Annotated in this window: 23 protein-coding genes and 1 tRNA gene; 5 read left to right on the top strand and 19 right to left on the bottom strand. The window is 43.1% G+C overall.

Annotated elements, in window-relative coordinates; all coding sequences use genetic code 11:
• Window positions 1-97: 97 nt before the first annotated feature.
• From IGK63_RS06640 to IGK63_RS06630, 3 genes are all read right to left on the bottom strand, one after another.
• Window positions 98-937, bottom strand: coding sequence for an SDR family oxidoreductase (locus IGK63_RS06640; protein ID WP_008381487.1), 840 nt, complete (start codon window positions 935-937; stop codon window positions 98-100).
• A gap of 122 nt (window positions 938-1,059) precedes the next feature.
• Entirely contained in the window at window positions 1,060-2,205 is a 1,146-nt protein-coding gene (nagA, locus tag IGK63_RS06635; RefSeq protein WP_005236444.1) for an N-acetylglucosamine-6-phosphate deacetylase, read from the bottom strand.
• Window positions 2,206-2,273: 68 nt separating this feature from the next.
• On the bottom strand, window positions 2,274-3,119 hold the full coding sequence (locus IGK63_RS06630) for a helix-turn-helix domain-containing protein (protein ID WP_008381491.1): 846 nt from the start codon (window positions 3,117-3,119) through the stop codon (window positions 2,274-2,276).
• Window positions 3,120-3,279: 160 nt separating this feature from the next.
• Here IGK63_RS06630 and IGK63_RS06625 point away from each other — a divergent pair, with 160 nt between their 5' ends.
• Window positions 3,280-3,459: a hypothetical protein gene (locus IGK63_RS06625; protein ID WP_005236448.1), complete on the top strand. Its 180-nt coding sequence runs from the start codon at window positions 3,280-3,282 to the stop codon at window positions 3,457-3,459.
• Window positions 3,460-3,514: 55 nt separating this feature from the next.
• Here the strand turns inward: IGK63_RS06625 and IGK63_RS06620 are convergent, their stop codons facing one another.
• The 4 genes from IGK63_RS06620 to IGK63_RS06605 form a co-directional block, all read right to left on the bottom strand.
• Complete coding sequence (locus IGK63_RS06620) at window positions 3,515-4,732, bottom strand: pyridoxal phosphate-dependent aminotransferase (RefSeq protein ID WP_005236450.1); 1,218 nt, start codon at window positions 4,730-4,732, stop codon at window positions 3,515-3,517.
• 168 nt (window positions 4,733-4,900) lie between these two features.
• Window positions 4,901-5,776, bottom strand: coding sequence for an ABC transporter ATP-binding protein (locus IGK63_RS06615; protein ID WP_016613316.1), 876 nt, complete (start codon window positions 5,774-5,776; stop codon window positions 4,901-4,903).
• A 10-nt stretch (window positions 5,777-5,786) separates the two neighbouring features.
• Window positions 5,787-7,001: an ABC transporter permease subunit gene (locus IGK63_RS06610; RefSeq protein ID WP_016613315.1), complete on the bottom strand. Its 1,215-nt coding sequence runs from the start codon at window positions 6,999-7,001 to the stop codon at window positions 5,787-5,789.
• Window positions 6,998-8,110 (bottom strand): hypothetical protein, encoded by a 1,113-nt coding sequence (locus IGK63_RS06605; protein ID WP_429972464.1) that lies wholly within the window; start codon window positions 8,108-8,110, stop codon window positions 6,998-7,000. The genes IGK63_RS06610 and IGK63_RS06605 overlap by 4 nt, the downstream gene beginning before the upstream one ends.
• Window positions 8,111-8,306: 196 nt before the next feature.
• Here IGK63_RS06605 and IGK63_RS06600 point away from each other — a divergent pair.
• The 3 genes from IGK63_RS06600 (at window position 8,307) to IGK63_RS06590 (ending at window position 11,500) form a co-directional block, all read left to right on the top strand.
• Window positions 8,307-8,389: transfer RNA gene (locus IGK63_RS06600), tRNA-Leu, on the top strand.
• Between the two features lie 404 nt (window positions 8,390-8,793).
• Window positions 8,794-10,029, top strand: a complete 1,236-nt coding sequence (locus IGK63_RS06595; protein ID WP_008381499.1) for an Ltp family lipoprotein — start codon at window positions 8,794-8,796, stop codon at window positions 10,027-10,029.
• A gap of 199 nt (window positions 10,030-10,228) precedes the next feature.
• The gene (locus IGK63_RS06590) at window positions 10,229-11,500 is read left to right on the top strand and encodes a hypothetical protein (RefSeq protein WP_429972463.1); all 1,272 of its coding nucleotides are present in this window, start codon (window positions 10,229-10,231) and stop codon (window positions 11,498-11,500) included.
• A 92-nt stretch (window positions 11,501-11,592) separates the two neighbouring features.
• Here IGK63_RS06590 and IGK63_RS06585 read toward each other — a convergent pair whose 3' ends face one another.
• From IGK63_RS06585 to IGK63_RS06530, 12 genes are all read right to left on the bottom strand, one after another.
• Complete coding sequence (locus IGK63_RS06585) at window positions 11,593-11,820, bottom strand: hypothetical protein (protein ID WP_005229963.1); 228 nt, start codon at window positions 11,818-11,820, stop codon at window positions 11,593-11,595.
• Window positions 11,821-11,884: 64 nt separating this feature from the next.
• Window positions 11,885-12,757, bottom strand: coding sequence for a VOC family protein (locus tag IGK63_RS06580; RefSeq protein ID WP_034872221.1), 873 nt, complete (start codon window positions 12,755-12,757; stop codon window positions 11,885-11,887).
• 165 nt (window positions 12,758-12,922) lie between these two features.
• Complete coding sequence (locus tag IGK63_RS06575) at window positions 12,923-13,756, bottom strand: sugar phosphate isomerase/epimerase family protein (protein ID WP_034872220.1); 834 nt, start codon at window positions 13,754-13,756, stop codon at window positions 12,923-12,925.
• 149 nt (window positions 13,757-13,905) lie between these two features.
• The gene (locus tag IGK63_RS06570) at window positions 13,906-15,399 is read right to left on the bottom strand and encodes an extracellular solute-binding protein (RefSeq protein ID WP_016613309.1); all 1,494 of its coding nucleotides are present in this window, start codon (window positions 15,397-15,399) and stop codon (window positions 13,906-13,908) included.
• 3 nt (window positions 15,400-15,402) lie between these two features.
• Window positions 15,403-16,995, bottom strand: a complete 1,593-nt coding sequence (locus IGK63_RS06565; RefSeq protein WP_016613308.1) for a glycoside hydrolase family 43 protein — start codon at window positions 16,993-16,995, stop codon at window positions 15,403-15,405.
• A complete protein-coding gene (locus IGK63_RS06560) occupies window positions 16,992-17,438 on the bottom strand; it encodes a DUF4064 domain-containing protein (protein WP_008381512.1) in 447 nt (148 codons plus the stop codon). Before IGK63_RS06560 ends, IGK63_RS06565 begins: the two co-directional genes overlap by 4 nt.
• Window positions 17,435-18,352, bottom strand: coding sequence for a pectinesterase family protein (locus IGK63_RS06555; protein ID WP_016613306.1), 918 nt, complete (start codon window positions 18,350-18,352; stop codon window positions 17,435-17,437). Before IGK63_RS06555 ends, IGK63_RS06560 begins: the two co-directional genes overlap by 4 nt.
• Complete coding sequence (locus tag IGK63_RS06550) at window positions 18,313-19,203, bottom strand: dienelactone hydrolase family protein (RefSeq protein ID WP_016613305.1); 891 nt, start codon at window positions 19,201-19,203, stop codon at window positions 18,313-18,315. The genes IGK63_RS06555 and IGK63_RS06550 overlap by 40 nt, the downstream gene beginning before the upstream one ends.
• A complete protein-coding gene (locus IGK63_RS06545; protein ID WP_016613304.1) occupies window positions 19,200-20,516 on the bottom strand; it encodes a glycoside hydrolase family 28 protein in 1,317 nt (438 codons plus the stop codon). The genes IGK63_RS06550 and IGK63_RS06545 overlap by 4 nt, the downstream gene beginning before the upstream one ends.
• Window positions 20,513-21,634 (bottom strand): glycoside hydrolase family 88/105 protein, encoded by a 1,122-nt coding sequence (locus tag IGK63_RS06540; protein WP_016613303.1) that lies wholly within the window; start codon window positions 21,632-21,634, stop codon window positions 20,513-20,515. Before IGK63_RS06540 ends, IGK63_RS06545 begins: the two co-directional genes overlap by 4 nt.
• A gap of 166 nt (window positions 21,635-21,800) precedes the next feature.
• On the bottom strand, window positions 21,801-22,478 hold the full coding sequence (locus tag IGK63_RS06535; protein ID WP_005236490.1) for a YesL family protein: 678 nt from the start codon (window positions 22,476-22,478) through the stop codon (window positions 21,801-21,803).
• A 15-nt stretch (window positions 22,479-22,493) separates the two neighbouring features.
• On the bottom strand, window positions 22,494-23,462 hold the full coding sequence (locus IGK63_RS06530; protein WP_005229934.1) for an ABC transporter permease: 969 nt from the start codon (window positions 23,460-23,462) through the stop codon (window positions 22,494-22,496).
• 259 nt (window positions 23,463-23,721) lie between these two features.
• On the opposite strand from IGK63_RS06530, the gene IGK63_RS06525 reads away from it, so the two are divergent.
• Window positions 23,722-24,609, top strand: a complete 888-nt coding sequence (locus IGK63_RS06525) for a carbohydrate ABC transporter permease (protein ID WP_015509917.1) — start codon at window positions 23,722-23,724, stop codon at window positions 24,607-24,609.
• Window positions 24,610-24,645 lie beyond the last annotated feature (36 nt).

Raw genomic sequence — 24,645 nt, 5'->3', positions numbered from 1 at the left:
TCCCTTGAAAGAAACCGCAAAAAAGCAGCACAAGGTCGTGCTGCTAAAAAACAAGTCATTTATTCAAAGTGATCCAGATTGGCAAAAGCAAAACAAATCATTTTGTGTGGTCCGCAATTCTTTGTTGCGTTTCTTGCCATAGTTTCTGTGCTTGTTGCTGCTCCTTCGGGATCTCGGTTAGGACTGCTTGACGATCAACAAAGTAGCGGCCACTGATACCCGCAACGTCTGGACTTAGCGCTAAGTAAATCGCTGTATCTGCCCCTTCTTCGGCTGTTTTAAAAAAAGGCGTCAACATTTTATAAATAGATTGACCAAATCCTGTTTGTCGACTGACCCCTAAGCTGGTCGCCACAGCTCCCGGATGCAAGGAATTAGCAGTAACGGTCGTATTGCGTAGCTGGAACGCAAGCGCATCCGTAAATAAAATCAGGGCTTTTTTTGAGCGGCCATATTCCCGCCAAGGGAAAAAATCCGGTACATCGAAAAAGCGCTGATCCTTTTTCTTTACAAATTTGTAGGCGCCGGATGACACATTGACGATCCTGCCGGCATCGGCACGTTTTATTAGCGGCAATAACTGACGGGTCAGTTCAAAATGCCCCACGTAGTTTACGCCCAGCATTTGTTCAAATCCATCGGCTGTTCGCTCTTTTTTTAAATTGACGATGCCCGCATTATTGATCAGTACATCCAATTTCTCAAAGCGGGCGTTGATTTCAGCGGCTGACTTGCGTACGCTAGCCAACGACCCCAAATCACCGATCACTAGATCGATGCTTGGATTGCCTGTCTCTTCCTTCAAACGTTGCTGTGCTGCCTGCCCTCGTTCGGCAGAACGGCAATACAAAATCACATGCATCCCCAATTCTGCCAATTGTTTGGCTGTTGCAAAGCCCATACCGGCATTGGCGCCGGTAACTAAAATCGTCTTCAAATCCCCATCATCTCCTTCATAGGATGTCGTTTTCTTTCATCATAACTGAAAACAAAAAAATCTGCTCAAAAAACAGATCAAGAGAAGCTCTCTTCTTGTTTCTTTAAGCAGATTGTTTTATTTTACGCCTGGTAGCGGCAGACGCCATCTAAATAGGTGGCTGTTACATTCATTTCTTGATCCAAAACAATAAAGTCAGCTGGGCGACCTTGTTTGATCATGCCGCAAGCATGGTCAATTTTACAGCTGATTGCTGGAATCAAGCTGGCCATCATGACCGCTTCTTGAGGGGTAGCGATTCCCCAGTCTACTACATTTTTCACAGCTTCTTTTAGTTTCAAAATACTACCAGCAAGATTGCCAGTTTCCATTCGAGCCGTTCCGTCTTTCACCACTACTGGAAATTCACCTAAAATATAATCACCATCTGGCATGCCGCCAGCCATCATACAGTCAGTGATCAAGGCAACATGGTCGTGACCAGCTTTTTCCATCAAAATCTCAGCTGCTTGAGGATGCACATGGTGGCCATCACAAATCAACTCTGAAAAAACTTCTTTTAATGAAAGTAGGGCACCAACCATTCCAGGCTCGCGATGGTTTAATCCGCGCATACCGTTGAATGCATGAACAAAAACGCTAGCACCAGCTTCAACTGCTGTTTGCGCTTCTTGTAATGTACCGTTACTATGGCCTAGAGCAACCACTACGCCTTCTTCCGTCACTTGCGAAACAAATTCACTCACACCTTCTCGCTCAGGAGCCAAGGCGATTTTTTTGATAATTCCACCAGAAGCTTCTTGCCATTCATGGAAGGTATCGATATCAGGATCACCAAAATAAATTGGATTTTGTGCACCTTTATGTTCTTCAGTAAAGAATGGGCCTTCAAAATAGATCCCTTGGATTTTTGCTCCTGTAACTTCGTCTTTGACTTTCCCAACGGTTTCAGCAACATCCCGCAACCGTTCTTTGCTGGATGTTAAGGTTGTTGGCAAGAAGGAAGTCACACCACATGATAAAAGGCCTTCCGACATGGCTTTAATGCCTTCTGCATCGTTGTCCATCACATCATGGTTCATAAATCCGTGGATATGAGTATCCACAAGACCCGGTGCTACCCATTTGCCTGAATAATCTTCTACGTCTGCACCAGAAGGGACTTCATCGACGATCGCTCCGAATTTCCCCTCTTTGACCTCCAGGTAACCAGGGCCATGAACCGCTGATTTTAGAAAGAATTTGTCTGCGTAAATATATTTATTCATCTTGATCGCTCCTCTATTTCTTTTCTTCCTTAAAAGTACTCTTATTTAGGGAAGAAGTCAAGAAAGGTCTACACCACTTTGTCAGATTGGCGAATATCCATGACAGCACGATACAGCTGAAAACTTTTTTCGGCTGCATTTTCTTCTTTCAGTCTATAAAGTAAGTGTCCCTTCAGTTCAAACAATTCTTCTAGAAAATACAAACTGTTTTTTTCTCTGGCTAAGGAAATGCCTTCGTTCGTTACCTTTAGCGCGAGGCAATCTTCTTGTTGCTCCTTTAAAAAGACCGCATAATTGTAGTAAATTTTGGTCAATGATGTGGAGAGACGTTCCGGCGGCAGTGCGTGCATGGCATCGTAAGCTTTTTCTAAGTAAAAACGAGCCTCACCCAGTTGCAGCAAATCACTATAGACGCGGCCCATGCAGCTCAGGATACGAATTTCCATCACCGAAACATTGGTCTTATCCTGTTGATAGGAGTAGGCCAGTCCTTTTTTCAGCGCCTCAAGGGCGGCATCATAGTTTTGATCGAGGAAATAATCACAGCTGCCTAGATAGTAGTAATACATTTGCATATCTGAATCCAGATACAAATAATCCTTGATCGCCTTATCTTCCATTTTTTCCCGCATTTCTTGAAACTGCTTATGGACAAAATGTGATTCGATTTCGGCAAAGATTTGATTGGTTTTGTTGATCTCTTCCGAATGAAGCATCATTACTTGATCTAAGGTGACTCCTAAGCGTTGGCAGATTTGGTACATCACCCAGACATTCGGCAACTCTTCGTTGTTTTCAATACGGCTTAAAACACTTTGCGAACAAATATCTTCCGCTAACATCTTCTGTGTCATCTTTCGTTTCAACCGAATCGAACGGATATTTTGACCAAAAGATTCTTCTTTTTTCTTCATAATCGTCCTCCAGGGGGAATTCTTATAAAAACCGAACGTTTCTTGTCAAAAATGCGAATTCGCATTTTTAATTTTCTTTATTTTAGCACATAATGACAAAAAGGAAAGCAATTTCAAGAATGTCTTGTTATTTTTCCACAATTTCAAATGAGGTGTTAAGATGACGATCGACAGTACGATCTTTTTTACATGGGATGGCAAGAAGTATCAAGGGATCATCGAACGAGAATATGAGAACTCTGTTCTGGTTCAAGTCACCGATCCTAGTGCTGAAATGCTGGATAAATTTACCAATCGAATGATTGTGAGCAAAAAAATTTGTCAACCAGTTGCCGAATAAAAACATAAGCACCACTCCCTCACGGTTGTTGAAGGAGCGGTGCTTTTTTATATTCTTATTTCTGACGATAGGACGCCAAAAATTCTGTCATTTTTTCAGCAGTCGTTTTTAAGTCTTCCATATTAGGAAGATAAACGATTCGGAAATGATCTGGCTGTTGCCAGTTGAACCCACCGCCGTGAACCAGCAAGATGTGGTGCTCGTGTAAAAAGTCTAAAACAAATTGTTCATCATTGGTGATATTAAAGCGTTGAATATCAATTTTAGGGAAAATATAAAAGGCGGCTTTCGGTTTCACCGCTGACAATCCCGGAATGTCATTGATTGCCTTGTGGATAAACGCTCTTTGTTCATAAATACGACCACCTGGTAATAGTAACTCATCAGAACTTTGATAGCCTCCTAATGCGGTCTGAACGATTTGTTGCGATAAGACATTCGAACACAGTCGCATCGAAGATAGCATATTCAAGCCTTCGATATAGTCTTTCACATGGGACTTGTCGCCACTGAGGACCATCCAGCCCACACGGAAACCTGCCACTCGATGAGACTTAGACAAGCCACCTAGCGTCACAACGAATCGATCTGGCGCTAATGTAGCAATCGGCACATGGACATAATCATCCATGACTAATCGGTCATAGATCTCATCAGAGAAAATGATCAAGTCATGCTCACGAGCAACGTCGACGATTTGCTCCAAAATTTCTTTTGGATAAACGGCTCCTGTTGGATTGTTCGGATTAATAATGACGATCGCTTTGGTTTTGCTGGTGACCTTAGCTTTGATGTCCTCGATATCAGGATTCCAATCTGCTTGTTCATCACAAATATAATGGACGGGCTTCCCGCCAGCTAATGAGATCGAAGCAGTCCACAAAGGATAGTCAGGCATCGGCACGAGCACTTCGTCCCCATTGTTACATAGGCCCTGCATACACATCGTGATCAGCTCGGAAACACCATTACCTGTGTAAATATCATTGATGGTCACATCAGGAAATTTCTGTAATTGATAATATTGTTCGATCGCTTTACGGGCAGAAAAAATCCCTTTCGAATCAGAATATCCTTCCGATTCTCGCACGTTCATAATCAGGTCTCTAACGATCTCATTTGGGGCTTCGAACCCAAAAGGCGCGGGATTCCCCGTATTTAATTTCAAGATACTGATGCCTTCTTCTTGCATCCGATCGGCTTCTTCTAAAACTGGGCCGCGCACATCATAACTGACCCCTTCAAGTTTTGACGACTTCGAAAATTTCTTCATATTCCATTTCTCCTTTAACCATAGGTCAACGTCAGGTTATTGGTTCTCGTCGTTGATCTCTTTTCAGATTGAACCTATTATAGCAAAAAACTTTTACCTATGGCGAAATTTTTTTGCTTCTCCTTCATCTGTGCTTGTCCCGCTCTCATCTCGTAAATAGTGCGGCAGTCAGTGATTTTCAGGAAAATACGTCAAATACAATTCATTTAGTGCCAAGTGCCCCACAGAAAAATCAGTGATCCCTGCAGCGATAAACCGTTGCGGTAGCTGAGGATCGCTGATTTCTACCAGATAGATCCGTCCTTGCAGATCGATGGTCACCGTCGTTAATTCTGGAAAAGCCACCAAAAAATCTGCCGAGTCCGTTTTTAAGTACAACGGTTGATTGACTAACGACTTGCGACCAAAGTATTCGTGAATGATCTTGCCGTCTTTTAAAAACAAGACCCGATCCGCGTAGGAATCCAAATTCGTCAAAATATGCGAAGCAATCACGATCGCTTTCTTTTGCGCTCGCAAGGCTTTTAATACGTTAGAGATCAATTCCACATTGGTCGGATCCAAGCCATTCATGACTTCATCCATCAGCATATAAGGCGTATCCGTCACGATCTGCATCGCAAAACACAGACGTTGCCGCATCCCCAGCGAATAGGTACCCACAGGACGTTTGATATAGTCACTCATCCGCAAACGATCAATCGTTTCTTCCACTAAGTGTTCCTCTGAACGCCACATTCGCTGATACAGCTTGAGATGCTCGAAACCACTCAAATCATTGTACAAATCATTTTGGTCAGGAAAAAACGAAATTTGTTGATGCGCTGCCACTTCTGATTTTTTGGTCACATATACTTGACTGCCATTCAAAAATACTGCGCCTTCATTCGGCTGGATGAAATTCATCGCCACATTCAATAGCGTGGATTTCCCGGTGCCGTTAGGGGCGACTAACCCGACGATTTCCCCGGGAGAAAAGGCAATGGAAAGCTGATCCAATACTTTTCTCGTATACGTGACCGTCACATTTTTCAGTTCTAACATATCGTTCCTCCTATGCCAAATGAAATTTTTTGCGTTGGATCGTCACGAAGAAACACATTTCGATCAGAAGCCAAACGCCTCCTAATAAAAGCAACCCTTTTTCCATCGTAAACCCTGCAGAACCAAAATAAAAACGTGTCCAGCCTGAAAGGACTTGTCCCACATTTTGATACAGATAGACATACAGCGTTTTATCAAGGTAAGCACTGAACCAACGTCTTTGGAAAATATAGGGTGAAAGCAAGCAAAAACCAGCTAAAAGCAGATTAACCAGTTCTGAGCGAAACAGGGCACTGAACAACAAGATGCCGCGACAATAAATAAACTGCAAAAAAAGCGTCGCAAGAAAACATTGGCCTATAAAAAGACCGATGGCTTGTGTTTCAAAAGCGTTGAAATCTGTGATCGGGTAGCGGGCATCAAAGGTCGGTGATAAAATCGTGACCGGTAGTTCCAGGGAACCAAAGCCGAATTGAATACCAGAACCCAACCAGAGAAAGAACATGGTCCCAAGCGTTGCAATTGCAGAACCGACCATCAATACTGCCGTTTTGCTCCAAAGGATCTCTTCTGCCGATAATGGCAGTGAAAGAAATAGGGATTTATGTCTTCGTTCTTTTGGTAAGCAATCGATCGCCAAAAATAAAGAAACAGCAAGCAATAGAATCGGTAAATATCCAGTAAAACTTCGCTGCAATGCCTGTATCCCCGTTTTTTGCTCCATGACTCCTTGCGAGAGTTTCTTATTCGGCAACTGGCTGAAGGCTTCCATAAGCTTAGCGGTTGAAGCATAACCAAAGCGACCGTCATAGGCAGCGTAGTAATTTTGAAACGTATAATAATCCGGTGTATAAAAAACATTTCGTTCATCGGTAAACTGCAACGCCAACTGGTACCACGTAGTTGTTCCTCGTGCATAAGCTTGCCAGTTTTCATCAGCTAGTGCATCTAATCGTTGTTTTTCCGCTTCGTTCCATGGGGTAAACATTTCAACTGCTAAGCTTGCCGACCAATGGTCAGAAGGATTGGCTGCTTGTTGATCAAGAAAATCTTGTCGCACAGTATAGCGTTGTTGCATTTCTGTTTTATCTACTCGTTCAATCGGGCGAAAATCTTTTTGCCAAAAACTGTAAACGCCGCTATAGATAAGAAGCAAGCAAAAAAGACCAATAGTTTTCTTGCTCTTTAAGAGTTGTCGTAATTCAAATAAAAAATAGTCTTTCATCCTTTGCCCCCTCTCAACAAGCGATTCTGTTTATCCGCAACGAGCATCAATGCTATACAAAGGAAGATCCACACCACCGTCAGCAGCCAACTAGCATAGACTCCCCAAGAAGTACCAGAACCCAATGCAAAGGCGCCCGAATAAAATTTATCAATAGCAGCTATATGAACTGGTAACAGTGGGATCTTTTGCAGCATCGGAATCAAGCCGAGCCCATAAAAAAGCACCAGCAAAAAGAAAGAGACGTATCGATTGGCTGCGATCATGTTCATGACAAAACCTAAGCATTCGATCAAACCAATCAGCAAGCCAAAAGAAACCAGGCTATATAAAACGCTCTGCCAAAAAGGTAAGGCTACCCAATCCCCATTGAGATAGACGGCTACTGGATACTGCCAATCCCCGAACTCCCCCAGAAGGCTCATTGAAAGAAAGACGCCTAAGAAGAACACAATCAAAACGCCTAAATTTGTAATCCCTTTAACCACAATTTTACTTAACATCCGAATCGGAAAAATCTGCGGGTACGAGCGAATCAAAGAGAAGTGTTCTCTTTCTTCTATCAAATTGTCACTGGCAAAAAAAGCCCAAAAGAAGAAGCCAAAATTAAGCAAAAAGGTTATTGCCAAAGCGACAGCGGTCTGGGCATTGGCAGCAGTGAGGACCGGCTCTTTTTCTTGCTCGACTAAAGCTTGATAGACCTTCTGATCTTGTTCGATTGCCCATAAAGGTGGCAAAAATCCTTTGTCATCAACTTCTGACGCCCAAATCTGCTTTTTTAGTTCTGCAATTTGAATACTCGTTTGATTAAATCGTTCGTATTCTTCCATAATCAAGTTGGATAACTGTCGCGAAGTCAGTGTATTGTTTTCAAGCAAAAGTTGATACACCTCTTGTTCAGCAGGTGAACCCGACTGATTGGCTTGGTAGCGATCAACAAGCCGTGAGGCTTCCGCTTTTTCTGCAGTGATCGTGGCGGGTAAGTTGATGGGTTCCATCAGCTTCAAATAAATGGAAAAACAACAACCTAAACTAAAGGCACCAATGAGCAGGAAGAGGAACGTTTTCTGTTTGACAGATTTAGCTAACTGGTTTTTAAAGTAGTTCATTTGCTCTCCTCTCAAAAAAATAATTATTCATTCTTTTAGCATACCTTTTATGGAAAAAAATGCAATCTAAAGTCTGAAAATTCTTTCAAATAGCATTAGGAAAAGTTATTGACAAACCTGTTGAAAATCAGGTAAGATATTTTCTAGACGCGGCGTGACAGAACTACCTCAGCCTGCGTTTCCTTCTATAGTATTTGCGGAAATGACGGAATGGCAGACGTGCAAGATTGAGGGTCTTGTGAGCAATCGCTCGTGTGGGTTCAAATCCCATTTTCCGCATCCTTACAGCTTCCCCATTATGGGAAGCTGTTTTTTTGTTTGCTCAAAAGATTCCCCATGGCGATCCTTCGATGAATTCTTTCGATCGCTTTGATCTTGAGCGTCTACTCCTAGAAAGTTGATACGAAGCTTCCTTTCCCAAATGTAAAAATCGATAAAAACTCTTTTATCATTGCATTTCACACTATTTTTCATATAAAATGAATAATATAACGATTATTCTCAAAAGCTGGTTCGATGCTCCGCTTTTTCTTATTGGCGGATCAGAAACAGTTGCCTGAATTTACTGGTGATGAAAAATCTTTTCAGCATTTTTCCCATTCACCTTCTCTCCTCCTTCCCCCAGATAAACAAACCTCTTCCGACCGTTTTCTCAGTTACTTTCGATAGAAAGAAGGAGCCTAATGAAAAAAAGAGTACTGATCACCCTATTGTCATTCGTTATTTTGCTTATCGGTTGCGCAAAGGCAGATGAAGAACTGTCAGAGACCGTTGCACTTGGCATCGACGCACGACTGGAATATACAAACCAATCCGGAACGGGCTGGGCCTATTATCACCCAGCAACCTTAGAGTTGTTGATTGCCGGCAGTCAAGCCGAATTGGCTATTTTGGAAGAGCTTGATTCTTCCGACGAAGATCTTTATCAGTTAATCAGCCACACAATTGATTTGATTGCAACCGCTGAACGAGCGTTAGTGGAGCGTCGGATCGATGTCCCTGCTTGGTTTGCTGCCCGCATTGGTTATAGCCAGGCTCTGGCTGCGATTCATGAACGGAGCCCTATCATTCTCAGTAATCATGACAACCTCAACCGTCTACTGGAGGTAGCAAACGAAACGATTCCTGAAGCCGACCCGCGTCAAAAGCTGGGGCTTTTGGCAGACGATATTGCGCAGCTTCAGCAGCTCACCGAAGATGAGCTAACTCTTCATCGCAGAATCAAACTTGACGACGAACTCACCGCCACTGTTTACCACACAAGTGAAACGAATGTTGACGTCTTCGTTTTTTCGAAGCCCGAAGAGGAGTACGCATCTGGATTTACTGTTCTTAATCGGGAAACTGCCGACGAGCAAAAAGCTGCATTCTATGAAACGATTTTACGAGGGCTGGTCGTAAATATTCCTCGTGAATCGTTAATGTTTATGAATCGATTCGATCAATCTTCAGATGAACATCAGCTGGCGGTGATGACCTATGGCTTTGATCATGACATTGATCAAGACATGGTCACTACCGTGTATCAACAGCTTCAAGAAGCAAACGCAAAACAAGAAGCAGCTACGGCTTTGCAGCAAGAGCAAAGCCAGCAAAACCAGGACGAACAAACTCAGACCGAGAATGAAGGAGCTTCAGAACAAAGACGAGCGATCGCACGTGCCGAATCCTATACGAACCTCATGGCTTTCTCACGTGCACGATTGATCCAACAATTAGAATTTGAAGGGTTTACCCATAATGATGCGCAATGGGCAGTTGATCAGCTCACGATTGATTGGAACGAGCAGGCGTTGAAGAAAGCAAATAGTTACCATTCCTTGATGAGTCTTCCTCCAGACAACATTCGCCGGTTATTGGCTTCCGAAGACTTTTCAGAAGAACAAATCGACTACGCGATGACAAACATGGGTAACTAAAAACTAGCGAAGAAAAGGGCATCGCGATGCCATATGCTGTTGTAGTGACCCCAAAAAATTTGGTTTTTTGGTCTAACTTTGGGGGTCAGTTGATGTCCCTTATACTGTGACTATGTTTATACCCAAGAAAGTGCTCGTTCTGATGCGTTCATTCGTACAAATTGGCGAGGTTTACTAGAGTCTCACGAGGAGGAGAAAAATGAAAAAACAAGTTTTGTTGCCATTATTACTGATACTATCCCTGATTTCAGGATGTGGGACGATAAATTTAGCAAGCCCTGAGGAACTTTCTGAGCGCATCGGTGCAGCTTTAGATGCTGGTTGGGAACATACCTATCATGCAGAAAATCTTACTTATGAGTTAAGTATTGAAAATCTCGAACTGATGATTCGAGGCAAAGAAGCAGAATTGGCCTTTCTAGAACAGGTCAATAGCAACTCAAAACACAAGGCGGCATTCATTGAAAACACGGAAAAAATGATTCAACTCGCCCAAGAAGCGATCGAAGCTCGCTATCTGGATATGCCCAGTTGGGTTGCCGCTCGGAATGGACGTATCGAAGCCTTACTTGCCATCCATGAGGAAAGCCCGATCATCGTCAGTAGACGAGCAAAATTGCAAGAATTATTCAAAGAATACGAAGAGGATTTGGCACTAGTGACCGCTGGAGCAAACAATCCTCTTGCCGATGAAGAAGGAATCAATGAAGATACACGAGAAAAGCTTGGTTTGACGCCTGATACACTTGAACGTTTACACCAACAAAGCGATGACCAAGAAATCGAGTGGCAGAGTGCTATTGATTTGGCGAACGGCGTGACCATGAATGTCTTTTCAACAAAACATGAGCCAGTGGAGATTCTCACATTTACGAATGCTGGCGAAAAATACCCTGCCGCAATCACTTTGTTTAATGGGCAAACGACGGAAATCGTTCCCGAGATAATGACTCCTTACGAAGCCGTTTCCGCTTATTTTTACGAAATTGCCGATGCAGTTTATGAAACGATTCCAGTCGGTTATCGATTTCTGGTTGAATCACTATGGCTTGAACTGGAAAACGACAATCGTTTTCAATTTAGAACCTACGTGTTTCATAACGAAGTGACCGAGGAAACGATTTTAGCAGGGTTTCATTTCGCCCCGACTGTAGCAGCACGCTATGAGCGCGAAAACAATGCGACAGAACGAGAACGTGAAGCCTTTTTCCTCGTTAGAGCGCAAGGAAATCGTCGCTTTTATTCAAAACAAGAGATGGCAGAACTGTTAGAAACAGAAGGTTTCACTGCGGAGGAAACACAATGGGCACTAGAGACCCTTGACGTAGATTGGTATCGCCATGCTTTAGGGCGCGCCAATCAATCCCGCCGGGTGTTAGGGATCCGTCAAAGAAATATGGCCGCTCATCTTGAAGGGAACGGCTTCTTACCTGATGAGATCGAATTTGCGATTGAAAACATGGAAAATTAGTATGTAGTGGACGAGACAGATCCCATTCCCCATTTTTTCTTAGCGTAAACAAAAAACCGACCAATCTTCCTGTTTAAGATTGGCCGGTTTCTTTATTTTTTGGTTTTGATTGGTACCATGGCTTTGCGCCGATGCTGTTTCATTATTGCTTGAAGACCATAGACACCAACTCCGATAATTCCTGCAAAAGCCGAAAAAGCAATAAAAATCACAGGAGACGCCCCACTTTCTATTAATTGTTTCCCTTGGACAAAGAAAAATAAGCCCATGCTGATCAATAATGCTAGAAATAGTGATTGTCCCGCCCCGTTTTTTTTCATGCTTGCTCTCCTTTTACTTGATTATAGGTTATTCTCTCATTTCATGAATGAAAAAACCTCCATCTTAAGGCTGATTCTTTCTTTCGATGATCAGATTGATCCCATTCGGATCAGTCAAATGCAAGCGGCTGTCTGTTTCTAACTCATAAGAAACGCCACTTGCCTTTAGATGACTTCGTAACGTAGAAAAAGCAAAAGCTGGCAAAACGATCGTAAAGTACGCTAAGCCTAGATCCTTTTCCTCCATAGCTGGAACATTTCTTCCCATCCAAATATTCGATCCGATATGGTGATGATACGAACCAGCAGCAAAAAACTTTGCTTGGCTACCAAAATCTGAAGTCAAACGCATGCCTAAAACTTCGGTGTAGAATTCTTCTGTTTTTGCCAGATCCGCCACTTTCAAATGGACATGCCCCACCGTGGTGCCAACTGGAAAAGTCGTTTGTGATCGGTCAGCGGCTCCCAGCACGCCTTGCGCGTCCATTTCGATAGTAACGCCCACGATCTCACCGTCTGCTCGAATATCCCAGTCACTCTTCGGTTTGTCACGATACACTTCGATCCCGTTTCCTTCTGGATCGGTCAGGTATAACGCTTCACTATACCCATGATCGCTAGCACCATCCAGAGGGGCTTTGGCCTCCAAATAATGAATCAGCATATTTCCTAGGTCTTTACGGCTATGCAAAAGAAACGCCGTATGGAAAAGGCCTGTTTTCCGTGTCAAAGGCAACGGATCACTCACCTTCTCTAGAACTAAAAGCTCTTGTGTCCCCACGCCTAATCGCGCGTGATCGGCACTTTGCTCCAATAAAGTCAGGCCGATCACGTCCGAATAAAACTGGCTCATTTTTTCCATATTCGCTACTTTTAAAACGACTTTGCCAATTGCGGCTGTTGCATCGATTTGATAGGTTGATTGAATCATTGTCATCGCTATTTCCTCTTTTCTAAACAGTTAAGTTCACTTGTACCTTTAAGTATAACACTAACTTTTAGTAAGTAAATAAATCTGCTTGTTGAGGAAAGGATTCCTTGATCTCCCGTGACTCCTTGTAACAAAGCTTTTCCTCATCAGTCACAATCTAAGACAGCTCGCTCACTTTTGCAATGCTTCAATCAGTGAAATGGTCGGCTGCATCGCTTCTTCGGTCGTCCCTTCTAACACAACATAACAAAATGGCTTGTATTCAGCGGTGATGGCCAATAGTTGTTGATAATCAATCCTTCCTTCTCCCAATGGCACTACCTTGATTTTACCATCGATTACTTGATAGTCCTTCAAGTGCAAGCAAACGATGGCATCACCAAAGCGGGAAAAAGCTTCCCTTGTCAAAGCGACTTGCTCTTGATAGTTCTTCGCCGTAATCAGATTGGTTGGATCAAAGATGATCCCTAAATAGTCAGACGGTACTCGTTCCAGCAATTCTTCGATTCGATCGATCGATGATAGTGGATGATTCAAGCCCGCTTCAATCCCTAGCATCACTTGATGTCTCTTAGCCACTTGGACCAAACGCTTGATCACCTGAACCAAATCATCGAAAACGACGTCACTGAAATTTTCCTCGGTATACCCCATATTTGGCAAAACCGAACCAGTTTCACTTGCAACCATAGCTGCATCAAAGTATTTGGCATGTGCGAGATAGGTCTCGAATCTGGATAAAATCGCATCCCGTTTTTCCAGATCAGGATGGATCAGATTACTATAACAACTCAATAAAGCGACCTGAACATAAGATTGACCAAAAACACGTTTGAAAAAGCGGCCTAAACCAGGGCTTAATTGCTCTGGCTCTGCCCATTGCGGGAAGGATTTATTTAATGCAAATTGAATGTTATGAATGTTTTTGGCGGCAATTTTTTGCGCTAATTCTTCTGGGGACCCATAATTCTTTAAATCATGCCCCCGAACAGTTAGTTGAAACATAGCTTCTCCTTTCTTCACTGCTTTTGAAGCAAAAAGAAGACCAAGCAGCGAATCACTTCAACTGGTCTTGGTCTTCCAATCATTCAGCAGTAGCGGCTCCTCACTTCATCCATTCCTTCTCAACAGATGATCAGAACCTTTTGTGACCTTTATTGTTGTGAACGATAATCTTCCGTGAACTCATCAATGATTTGCTGTCCACCATTTCTTAAGAAGGTTTCGATCGCTGTATCAAACCCATCGATCTCGATTTCCCCAGTCATATATTGGTAGTAAGCGTCTGAGATTCCTTCAATCAAGCTTGACCATGAACGATCATAGGTTTCAGAGGTCAGCGATTGTGCAGGATTGATCACCGCAAATTCTTCATTTTCCCGAATCTTTTCATTGGCTAAGTTGACATATGGGTTGCTTGAAGGGAAAACTGTTACTAATTCTGATGGACGAGACGAAGAAAATGGTTGTACTTCTTGTTGCCACTTCGTATCATCTAAACGGACATAGACACCCTCATCATCAATTTCATAATGGACCCCTTCGATCCCTTGCGTCATCAAGGTAAACGGCTCTTCGTCCATCAAATCGTTGATAAATTTCAAAACAACACGTAAGTCTTCTTCGGTTTCAACATTGTTTTTCGGAATGGCTAACCAACCGCCCATTCCACCATTGGTATCAGAAAGGATACGACGTTCCACATTTTCATGGACGATATCATTGATCAAGACCCATTCCATATGCTCTTCATCAGTACCAGCTGCATCATCAATGTAGTTACGTACTTCTTGCAAACCACTCAATACAATCCCACCACGACCTTGAACGATATAGTTCTTCTGATCATTTTTCGCCATTACCGCAAAATCAGAATTCATCCAGCCGTTATCATAGATATTACGGAACCATTCCATTGCTTCTTTGTATTCTGGTTGCATAAAGGATGGCATCACTTCATCATCATCCGTGATCGTAAACCAATTGTCTGCACCAAAGTAACCTGAAAGTGAACGGAACCCAACATTAAAGGACTCATCACGTTCAACGAATCCGACCGTGTCATCTACCCCATTGCCATCTGGGTCTCCTTCTGTAAAGGCTTGTGCCACAGCTGATAATTCTTCTAAAGTCGATGGCACGTCCAACCCTAAATTGTCTAACCAATCTTTTCTTACGAGGACACCATAACGAGCGATCGGTTTTAGAAACGGTACACCATAGATATGACCATCGATCCGAGAAGATTCTAAGCGATCCTCAGAAATTTCTGCCAGATTCGGAAACTCTTCTAAATAGGGTTCCACATCCCAGAACATTCCAGATGCTAGCGAACTACGGACGGTTGTGTTATTGATTTCTGTCAAACTTACGATATCTGCTAAAGAATTTGACGCTAATGCTGCATTCAAGCGTTCTGTTTTTGATGCGTCCGGCACCCATGTAAAGTCGATCTCGACCCCTGTATATTCTTCTAACTTTTGTGTTACATCCCCAGACGGAGGTGAAGCGGTATGCAGCATTGCCATCCAAGAAATACTTGTTTTTTCATCACTTTCTGGTCCATCAGATGAACCTCCGCCATCGCCGCAGCCTGCTAAAAACAGTCCTGCACATAATAATAAACTTGCTACTTTCAACTTTTTCATTCGTTACCCTTCTTTCTCTATTTTTAGGGAATCATCATCGAGCGGATCTTTCCCTTGATACTTAAAGTACGTAAAATCGGCATAGCTTCCAGCAAAGTGATCTAGATCATGGGCACTGATTCCAATGAAATTCCCTGTAAAACCACCAGACAAGAACTGGATGTTTTGCTTTTTAAAGGGATGCCACGTTTGTGATTGCCGATAGAACCATTCTGCTTCTAGATAAGAACCGACTACTTTCAATCCGATCGGCTCACTTGAAGCAGCGAGGGGCAATTTATCTGGGAACAAGTGAAATTCTCCTTCACAACACCGAATCAGACGAAGGATCTTGCCGTCTTTTTCATCATAAGTCCCATAGAAAAACAAATAGTTTTCTTCGTTTAAGAACAGCGACAATCCAGCCATCTGATTAAACGATTGGGGGTGGTATTCCATCACTGTTTCAGCTTCAAAACAAAAGTCTTGTTGACGAATCGCCAATAAGTGCTTATGAAAGTTCGATTGCATCGATTCTCCGCCGATCAATCGCAAAAACCCTGGTCGCTTACTCAGATTGCACCACTCTTCATTGGGCAGCAATCGCCTACCGTTCCATGCTTTTTGCAATGATCCTTTAAAATCATCCATAAAAACAGCAGGTGATGCCCTTTGCTTCTGAGCGTCGCTAGCGAGTCTGATGGTTTGATCTGGGATCGTATCATCATTGCTAAGACGCAGCCATCCTTCGTGATCCCAATAGACGGTTTGGAGTGCCGTCTCTCGTCCAAGGATCGCTGCCTCTTCTACTGGCCGAGTCATCAAATAGCTCATGACCCATTCTCCTGATGGTGCAATCGTCAAACTGCCATGACCTGTACATTGAAAAGGGGAATCTTCGCGCTGATAGGCACGCATCATGGGAAAATGCGGATCTACTTCATAAGGCCCAGTGATGGTTTTACTACGACAAACCGTTACCGCATGACCTGCACCCGTTCCTCCTTCTGCCGTCAGTAAGTAATAACACTCATTGTGGTAATAAAGATGCGGTGCTTCAGTCTTCGCCAGCTGGCTTCCAGAAAAAATTGGCACTCTGTCACCGATCAAGCGGCCTTGTACTTCAGAGTATTCTTGGAGCACGATCCCCACCGATTTATTTGGTGTATCCTTACGATAATCCCAAAGCGCATTCAATAACCAGATACGCCCCTCTTGATCATGAAACAAGGACGGATCAAAGCCACTACCATTTAAGTAAATGGGCTCACTCCATGGCCCATGAATCGTAGGAGCCGTGATGAGATAGTTTCGACAGTCTTTGAAGGGGCGTGTCGTGTTGCGAACATTTGTATAGACACAATAGTATTGTCCGTTTGCGTAACTGATTTGCGGTGCCCAAATGCTGCAATTTGCTGTGTTACCTAATAAATCCACCTGATTGGTCAGAATATCTGTTTCATGGGACCAATTGACTAGATCTCGAGAACAGTAGACCCGAATTCCTGGCAACCACTCAAAGGAAGAAACCGCTAAATAATAAGTATCCTCGACTTTTAAAATACTCGGATCAGGATGAAACCCTCTTAAAATCGGATTATTGATCACTGCCTTCATGCAACCCCTCCTTGTTTGCTGACTGTGTCCGTTGTTTTTTTGTTGTGTCGATCATCGCGATGGAGAAAACAAAAACCCGCCGCTAAAAAGAAACAAAAGGCAATCGGAAAAGCGATCATTTGACTACCAATCAATGTCACGACACCAGTCAAAAAATAAATAGCACAAGATTGCTTTCGATAATTACGATAGCGAACCAGCATCGTCGCCACTGAAACCAATATCAGGAGTGCCAACAGCGTGAAGCCAAACCAAGCACCGAGTGTTTGAAATTGCGCCAATGCTGCTTCTGCCGTCATTTGATTCAGTACAGTGGGAAACGCACGTTGAAAGATCTCTTCGAACTGCTGGACAGTCATTTGATTGATCGCCAAGGAAAAGCCGCCCATCAACACCAGAGCGAGAACCATCCCGATCCAGCCAGACCATTTTGCCTTGCTCATTTTTCTATCACTCCTTCGATAGTCACCCATTCAGGACGTTTGGGGCTTGATTGATAACAACACATTCGCTCCGTGAACGCGACCGTTTGGTGGTTTGCTGTTTTTCCCCAATCAGACCATCCGCAAGGGGCGAGCTGTTGATCAAAGCAGCAGGATAAAAAGGTTACTTTGGCTTCATTGCGCCAAGGGCGGCCTAGATAATAGGCTTTGTCCCCTGTCACCCGACACCGATCGAAGGTTAACCCGCTTGCTTGTTTGCTAGTTGAGGCAGCAGTAACGTAGTTCGTTTGTGGTGTATTTTTACAATGCAAGCGACACTCTTCAAAGGTGGCGGACCCACCGCCAAAAATAAAATCGACTGTTCCACTAATCCTGCAATGCAAAAACAAACTCTGTTGTTGGTCAAAGATTGTTTTTCGCCAAGGACTGATCATTGGTTCGCCTTCTTTGGTATATTTTGGCAATGGACCCAGACACAAGGTATCTTGAAAAGCATCGAGATGACAGCGTTCGAAGCGAATGTCATCCCCTTCGATATAGACGGCAACTGCTTGCCCGACTGCTTGCCCATACCCTGCGTCATTGATGATGGTCAGGTTTTTTACAAAGACTTCTCGGCTATTGATAAAGAGCGTCGCTGTTTGAAAGGTTCCTCTTTTTTGCCCATTTTCATCGGTTTGCTCGGCAGCCAAGTGGTAGCATAAGAACGTGTTAGGTTCCCCGATCAACGTAAGCTGGTTTTTATAGATTTTCACCTGTTCTTGATACACGCCAGAGGCGATCGTGATCTCACAAGGTGCGTTTAAGGCTTCAGCAGCCAACACGGCTGCTTGGATACTCGTAAAATCACCCTTTTGCGGCTCTTTACTAACCTTTAGCTTGATAGGAGGTGTTGTTTTAGAAATTCGATCCACTGCGCTCTCATCTCCTTGGTTTCTTCATGACCACCTGGCAAGCAACACGCCTGCCAATGCTCCTTGTAGCCTATTGCTTCATAATGCTGCCCGACCTGCTGATCCAAACGAGCGACGCCGCTTGAGGGGCAGCCACGATCCTCTTTGCCAACCAAACTTAAACGCGGGCGTGGTGCGATCTGTTTTTGGATCGCCGCAGTCGTAAAGTCTTTCAACACATTAGGAACATAATAGTAAAACCCATGTTTGCTTAGACGGTCCTCTTCGATCAATGCTTGATAGTCCACTTGTGCTGCCATGTCCACCACCACTGATATCCGTTCATCTAGCGCTGCCAACCACCAGCTCATCAAGCCCCCCATAGAAAGTCCCAATGTGGCGATAGCGGAACGTTTCACTTCTTTACGGGAAGCAAGATAGGTTAAAAACTGTTGATTGTCATAGATTCGTTGTCCCCATAATGTTTTGCCTTGCAACAGAAACCGCTTGTAGCTATCATTCTCACCGTTTTTTCGTTCGCCAAAGCCCCACATGTCGATCACTCCAACGGTGACGCCCAGCTTCATAAATGCAGCGAATAGGCTTTCTTTTTGCATATACGGTGGACTTTGTCGCAGTTCTTCTTTCCCCATCGTGAAGTCGCCGCCATGAGAATGATTGAACAAAACGAGTGGAGCAGGTTGCTGAGAGCTGGGATAAGCAAAGTATGCAGGGACATCCTCTTCTTGATTTAATCGTAGAAGTAAATGTTCCAAGGTATAATTTTGCACCTGCTCTTTTGTTTGCTGAACCACTTGTGGTGCAACTTTCATATCAGGACCTAGCAGCTGAAGTAACTGAGGATCCCTCACAAAAAATCTCCTTGAAATGCCAGAGGCTGACGATTCTCAAATGACTGTGTGACGGTGATTTCCCGGCTATTCTCGATATGGAACGCTTCAGTTACACCTTCCAAATTGATACGATCAAACTGAATATTCCGTCCACAGCCAATATAAAAACCTTGTTTTGTCATCTCTTCGATACCTGTCATCATCGCAGGCTTTCCTGGAATTGGGTGCTCAGCCATAGAGACGGCAATATCTTGGAAAGTGATATCTGAAATAAATTGTTCAGCCAAGCCATAAACAAACCCAGCGGCCGCATGGACATTCCGAGCCGAGATATTTGCAAAATGAATTCTCCGGAAATGAGGGGTTTCCTCGGTGATCGGGTACGGATTTTTATCCCAAACATACTTTTCTTTGCCTTTCGGTCCACAGAAATAGTAAAGATTTAAAGTGAATGGACAGATGACATTATCCATCACAATGTTATTCACTCGAATATCTTCGATCGTTCCGCCACGTCCACGACGTGATTTCAAACGAACCCCACGATCGGTATCTTGAAAAATACAATTACTAATAGTGACATTACGAATATCGCCGCTCATTTCACTCCCTAGAACGACGGCCCCATGCCCATGAAGCATATGGCAATTTACGATCGTGATATTCTCACAAGCGACCCGTTCTTTAGTGTCCTCCGTTCCTGATTTGATGGCGATGCAATCATCACCAACATCGATATGACAGTTACTGATGCGGACATTTTTACAAGATTCAGGATCGATCCCATCCGTATTTGGCGAATCCGCTGGATTTTTGATGCGAAGATTATCGATCGTTAGATTTTGACAAAGAATCGGATTGACGGTCCAACTGGGTGAATCGACAAGACGGATATCTTTCAACGTAATTTGCTGGCAAGAGTCAAAACTGATTAATTTTGGTCGTGGATAAGCAAGCTGTTCACGATTTTCCCGAAAGGTCTTCCACCATCTTTGCCCTTGCCCATCAAGCATTCCTAGTCCTGTGACAGCGATATTTTCCGCATTCTCGGCATATAAACAAGAGGCATAAACTTCCCGTTTGACCCCTTCCCAGCGAGACACGACGACGGGATAGTCTTTGGGATCATCAGAAAATACTAAGGTCGCCCCCAATAGTAGGTGCAGTTCAATGTTACTTTTTAAAAAGAGCGCACCCGTCGGATAGCGTCCTGCTGAAAAAGTGATTCTGCCTCCTCCTTGTTGATGCAATTCATCAATTTTTTCTTGAATCGCTTCTGTCAACAGACCTTCTTTTCCTTGTAAATCAGCTGTAGTCAATTGGATATTCATTTCTTGCTTCCTTCCTCCGTTAATGGTTGCAGCAGTAAACTCGCTTGTAAAAAGGCACCGTATCCTTTGAAATCATTCGTGATAACGGGTTCACTGATATAGTAAACAAACGTACCATCCCGATTATCTGGTCCACCAAGACCAGCAACTTCACAGTTTCTGATCAGATTCAACCAACCTTCTTTTGTTAAAAAGACAAACTCATCCAGCAATCCTTGATAGGTCTCTTGGGCAAACACTTGCCATTTTTGATCGATGATCCCTGCTTTGACCGCTTTCGCTGTTGCGTAACAAATCATTGAAGAAGCGGATGCTTCTAAATAATTCCCACGCTCCCTGCCTTTATCTAAGACTTGATACCACACTTTTTTCTGGGGATCTCTTACTTTAGCAAGAGGTTCTAGACAGGAGACAAACATGTTTTCTAATGGATTCTTCAGCTCTGATTCCCCTAATAGCACCATCGTATCTGTGAGAGCCATCATGAACCATCCCATTGACCGTCCCCAGAAATTTTTTGAACAACCGGTCTTGGGATCTGCCCACGGCTGGACTTTTTGTTCATCCCACGCGTGATACAAAAGACCCGTTTTTGGATCTAGGGTATGCGTAAAGCATAAGGTGAATTGCTTGATTACATCTGCCAATGCTTCTTCTTTATCAAATGTCAGTGCGTATTCTGTCAAAAATGGGGCCCCCATATATAAGCCATCTAACCACATTTGATACGGATAGATTTTTTTATGCCAGAACCCGCCTTCGCTCGTTCTTGGCATCTGCTGTAATTGTTGATACAGCGTGTCCAAGGCGATCTTGTATTTTGACGCTCCTGTTTCTTTGTATAGCAAGAATAAACATTTGCCATTATTGATGTAATCGATATTCATCGCATCCATCTGATAGTTTTTGATACGACCGTCTTCGTCAATATAAACATCCATCGTGTTTTGGATATAGTCGAAATAGCGTTTGTCACCAGTCTGTTCATAGGCTTCTTTCACGCCTTGCAAAACGACCCCGATGTCATAGGACCATTTTCCGTGATAAATTTTTTCTTTGCATAAGTAGTCATAGCGCTCAAATAATGTGTTCAAAGCAATTTCCGAATAGTTCTTCATGTACGATACTTCCTTTTATTGTAGTCTCCTCAATTCATAGAGCTGTTTCAATGAATCCGTTTTACTGGCTGTATTTCATGAGGGTTCAACTTGTTTTGCTATTTTTCAGGTGTTTTCTAGTGACCGTTTTGTTCACGGACCAGTAAAAGTCTTTGAGCCGTTTTCTTTAGATAATGACCTCATCTCCTTTACTGGCAACGGTTTGCTCCGTAGTCGATGCCGTTTTTGAAACCACCTGATCTGTTTCAATTGGGTGGATATCTTGAAGAATTTTTTTACCAGCAAGGGCAAAAACACCACCAACTAAGCTGCTCCCCATCAAAATGAGGCCGATCAAGAAATAGCTGCCAAGAACTAAATAGCCAACGATCAAAATCGACCAACTAATGATCGAATAATGCAGATAGCCTAAACCTAACAACGCACTCCCTCGCAGAATCTCAAACACGGTCACAAAGTTAGTGGCTGCCATGACGGTATACACGTGCATGAATAGAAAGAGAAACGCAATCAAAAAGAGGACATTCGCTACTTGGATAAACCATGGAAATGGCGCAAATATATTGGTGATCACGATCGCTGCGATGATCAGAAACAACCAACTGATCAGCACCGATTGTCGGAACCGTTCTTTACTATAGTAGAAAAAACTTTTGATCAAAGGCGGTCGTTCGTGAAGACGAAGCCAGCGATCATAATATTTCATCATGGCATACGAGGCTGGTCCGATTCCCAAAAAGATTCCCCCCAGAAGTGTCACACTTAGCCAAAGAAAATGAAGGGCGATCAGGGTCAAAAACGCGGTTAGCCCATCGTTGATTTTCGTGATTTTCTCAATCGTCATATGATCCCCTCTTTCTTAATAGATACCATCTTCCCCAATTTTTTTCGCCAAACGATTCGCAAAGATAACGAGGATCAAGCCAACAAGTCCTTTAAACAGCCCAACAGCTGTCGAGTAACTCAATTGACCATTTTGAATCCCGGCGGTATAGACAAAGGTATCAAAGATTTGGGCAACTTCACGGTTCATTGAGTTCATCAACAAGAACATATGCTCAAAGCCCATATCTAAGATCGAACCGATCTTTAAAATCAATAAGGTTACGATCGTTGGACGAATACAAGGCAATGTGATATGCCACATTTTTCGTAGCTTGCCAGCCCCATCCATATCCGCAGCTTCATAAAGCTGTTCATCAACATTGGTAATAGCGGCTAGATAGACGATCGTCCCCCAACCGGCACCTTTCCAAAGATCTTGGAAAATGTACATTGGACGCAACCACGTGCGGCTTGTTAGAAACGGGATACGTTCGCCACCAAGACTTTCGATCATGTTATTGATTACACCACCTTCTGTCGTTAATAAAACATAGAAGATGGAAACAACGATGACCCACGACATAAAATGAGGCAAATAAATGATGGTTTGAATCCCTTTTTTCAAACGGCGATTGTTTACTTCATTTAGCATAAGTGCCAATAATATAGGAAATGGGAAAGAAATCGTGATATTTAAGAAAAACATGATCAGTGTATTGCGCATCAACATCACGAAGGTATCTTCAGTAAAGAGCCGAATAAAATGAGTGAAGCCAACAAAGGGGCTTCCTAGGATCCCCAAGAATGGTTGGTAGTCTTGAAAAGCGATGACCAAACCGCCCATCGGTATGTAACGGAAAATAAGAAAATATAAAATCCCCGGCAATACCATAATATAGAGGGCACGATTTTTTCTGATTTGCGCCCATTTTTTCTTTTTCAGCCGCAGCCGCTGTTCTTCTTCATTAAGTGGTGAGAAGTAATTATCAACTTTTGTTTCCATACTTGTTCCTCCGAATTTTTTTGATTTGATAGTCCCATGGTAGCGTGAAAAAAAGATAACGTATATAATCATTTTCTCAGCTTTGAAAAGGCATACATTTTTTAGGATTATTTCTCAATCGAATTGGAAAACCCTTGATTTATCAACGTTTATCACTTTTGTGAATTTTTTAACATGTAAAAGTGATTATATACGTTGTCCCCGCCTCATGATACGTTGGAAGTACCTATTTAAGTAAAAAAAGATGGAGGTTTTTTCTATGCAACAAACCCTGAAAAAAACGAACCGCCCGAAAAGTGAACGGGTCGTTCAAGGATTTATTATTGGCTTTCTACTACTCTTCACCTTAACGTGTCTCTTACCTTTTCTAAACATTCTCGGAAGCTCCTTTGCTTCTTCTTCTGAGATCGCGACACGAACATTTATCATTATCCCACGTGAATTTAGCTTAAATGCTTACCGGTATATTCTCTCGACACCCACGATTTTTACGAGTATTGGTGTTTCCCTTTTCGTGACCATCGTCGGAACGGTTCTTTCAATGATCTTGACCTCTTTTATGGCCTATGCTCTTTCGAGAAAATATTTGCATGGACGCGGCATCTTCAACTTTATTGTCGTATTTACCATGTTGTTTAGCGGTGGGATGATCCCAAGTTTTATTTTGGTACAAAGCCTCGGCTTGATCGATTCTCTCTGGGCATTGATCTTACCGAGCGCCATCAGTGCATATAATATGATCATTATGAGAAACTTTTTCCAAGGGATTCCTGATAGTTTAGAGGAATCCGCAAAAATGGATGGTTGCTCTGATTGGGGCGTCTTTTTCCGTATCATCTTACCCCTTTCCTTACCATCGATTGCGACGATCTCTTTGTTCTACGCTGTTAGTTATTGGAATACTTATCAATCAGCGATCTTGTACATCAATGATTCAGCGAAATGGCCGATCCAAGTGCTCCTTCGACAAATCGTGATCGTCTCTAGCGGGATGAACGCTGATGCCGCTAGTGTCGATGTTGTCCCCCCAGCACAATCCGTAAAAATGGCCGTGATCGTCGTTGCGACTCTGCCAATGTTGATCGCCTATCCATTTGTCCAGAAGTATTTCGTGAAAGGTGCAATGGTTGGTTCCGTCAAAGGGTAACCAACAGGCAGCAAAGAAAAAAGCGCTTTTGATCGT

It is taken from the genome of Enterococcus sp. AZ040 (assembly GCF_050499185.1).
Classification (GTDB): Bacteria; Bacillota; Bacilli; order Lactobacillales; family Enterococcaceae; genus Enterococcus_D; species Enterococcus_D entomosocium.
Note: the sequence above shows the minus strand (reverse complement) of the source record. Positions and strands in the feature narration are given on the sequence as shown.

Excerpts from the sequence above, each read along its gene's own strand:
- nagA (WP_005236444.1), bottom strand. The coding sequence starts at position 2,205 with ATGAATAAATATATTTACGCAGACAAATTCTTTCTAAAATCAGCGGTT.
- IGK63_RS06630 (WP_008381491.1), bottom strand. The coding sequence starts at position 3,119 with ATGAAGAAAAAAGAAGAATCTTTTGGTCAAAATATCCGTTCGATTCGG.
- IGK63_RS06625 (WP_005236448.1), top strand. The coding sequence starts at position 3,280 with ATGACGATCGACAGTACGATCTTTTTTACATGGGATGGCAAGAAGTAT.
- IGK63_RS06620 (WP_005236450.1), bottom strand. The coding sequence starts at position 4,732 with ATGAAGAAATTTTCGAAGTCGTCAAAACTTGAAGGGGTCAGTTATGAT.
- IGK63_RS06615 (WP_016613316.1), bottom strand. The coding sequence starts at position 5,776 with ATGTTAGAACTGAAAAATGTGACGGTCACGTATACGAGAAAAGTATTG.
- IGK63_RS06610 (WP_016613315.1), bottom strand. The coding sequence starts at position 7,001 with ATGAAAGACTATTTTTTATTTGAATTACGACAACTCTTAAAGAGCAAG.
- IGK63_RS06605 (WP_429972464.1), bottom strand. The coding sequence starts at position 8,110 with ATGAACTACTTTAAAAACCAGTTAGCTAAATCTGTCAAACAGAAAACG.
- IGK63_RS06595 (WP_008381499.1), top strand. The coding sequence starts at position 8,794 with ATGAAAAAAAGAGTACTGATCACCCTATTGTCATTCGTTATTTTGCTT.
- IGK63_RS06590 (WP_429972463.1), top strand. The coding sequence starts at position 10,229 with ATGAAAAAACAAGTTTTGTTGCCATTATTACTGATACTATCCCTGATT.
- IGK63_RS06585 (WP_005229963.1), bottom strand. The coding sequence starts at position 11,820 with ATGAAAAAAAACGGGGCGGGACAATCACTATTTCTAGCATTATTGATC.
- IGK63_RS06580 (WP_034872221.1), bottom strand. The coding sequence starts at position 12,757 with ATGACAATGATTCAATCAACCTATCAAATCGATGCAACAGCCGCAATT.
- IGK63_RS06575 (WP_034872220.1), bottom strand. The coding sequence starts at position 13,756 with ATGTTTCAACTAACTGTTCGGGGGCATGATTTAAAGAATTATGGGTCC.
- IGK63_RS06570 (WP_016613309.1), bottom strand. The coding sequence starts at position 15,399 with ATGAAAAAGTTGAAAGTAGCAAGTTTATTATTATGTGCAGGACTGTTT.
- IGK63_RS06565 (WP_016613308.1), bottom strand. The coding sequence starts at position 16,995 with ATGAAGGCAGTGATCAATAATCCGATTTTAAGAGGGTTTCATCCTGAT.
- IGK63_RS06560 (WP_008381512.1), bottom strand. The coding sequence starts at position 17,438 with ATGAGCAAGGCAAAATGGTCTGGCTGGATCGGGATGGTTCTCGCTCTG.
- IGK63_RS06545 (WP_016613304.1), bottom strand. The coding sequence starts at position 20,516 with ATGAATATCCAATTGACTACAGCTGATTTACAAGGAAAAGAAGGTCTG.
- IGK63_RS06540 (WP_016613303.1), bottom strand. The coding sequence starts at position 21,634 with ATGAAGAACTATTCGGAAATTGCTTTGAACACATTATTTGAGCGCTAT.
- IGK63_RS06535 (WP_005236490.1), bottom strand. The coding sequence starts at position 22,478 with ATGACGATTGAGAAAATCACGAAAATCAACGATGGGCTAACCGCGTTT.
- IGK63_RS06530 (WP_005229934.1), bottom strand. The coding sequence starts at position 23,462 with ATGGAAACAAAAGTTGATAATTACTTCTCACCACTTAATGAAGAAGAA.
- IGK63_RS06525 (WP_015509917.1), top strand. The coding sequence starts at position 23,722 with ATGCAACAAACCCTGAAAAAAACGAACCGCCCGAAAAGTGAACGGGTC.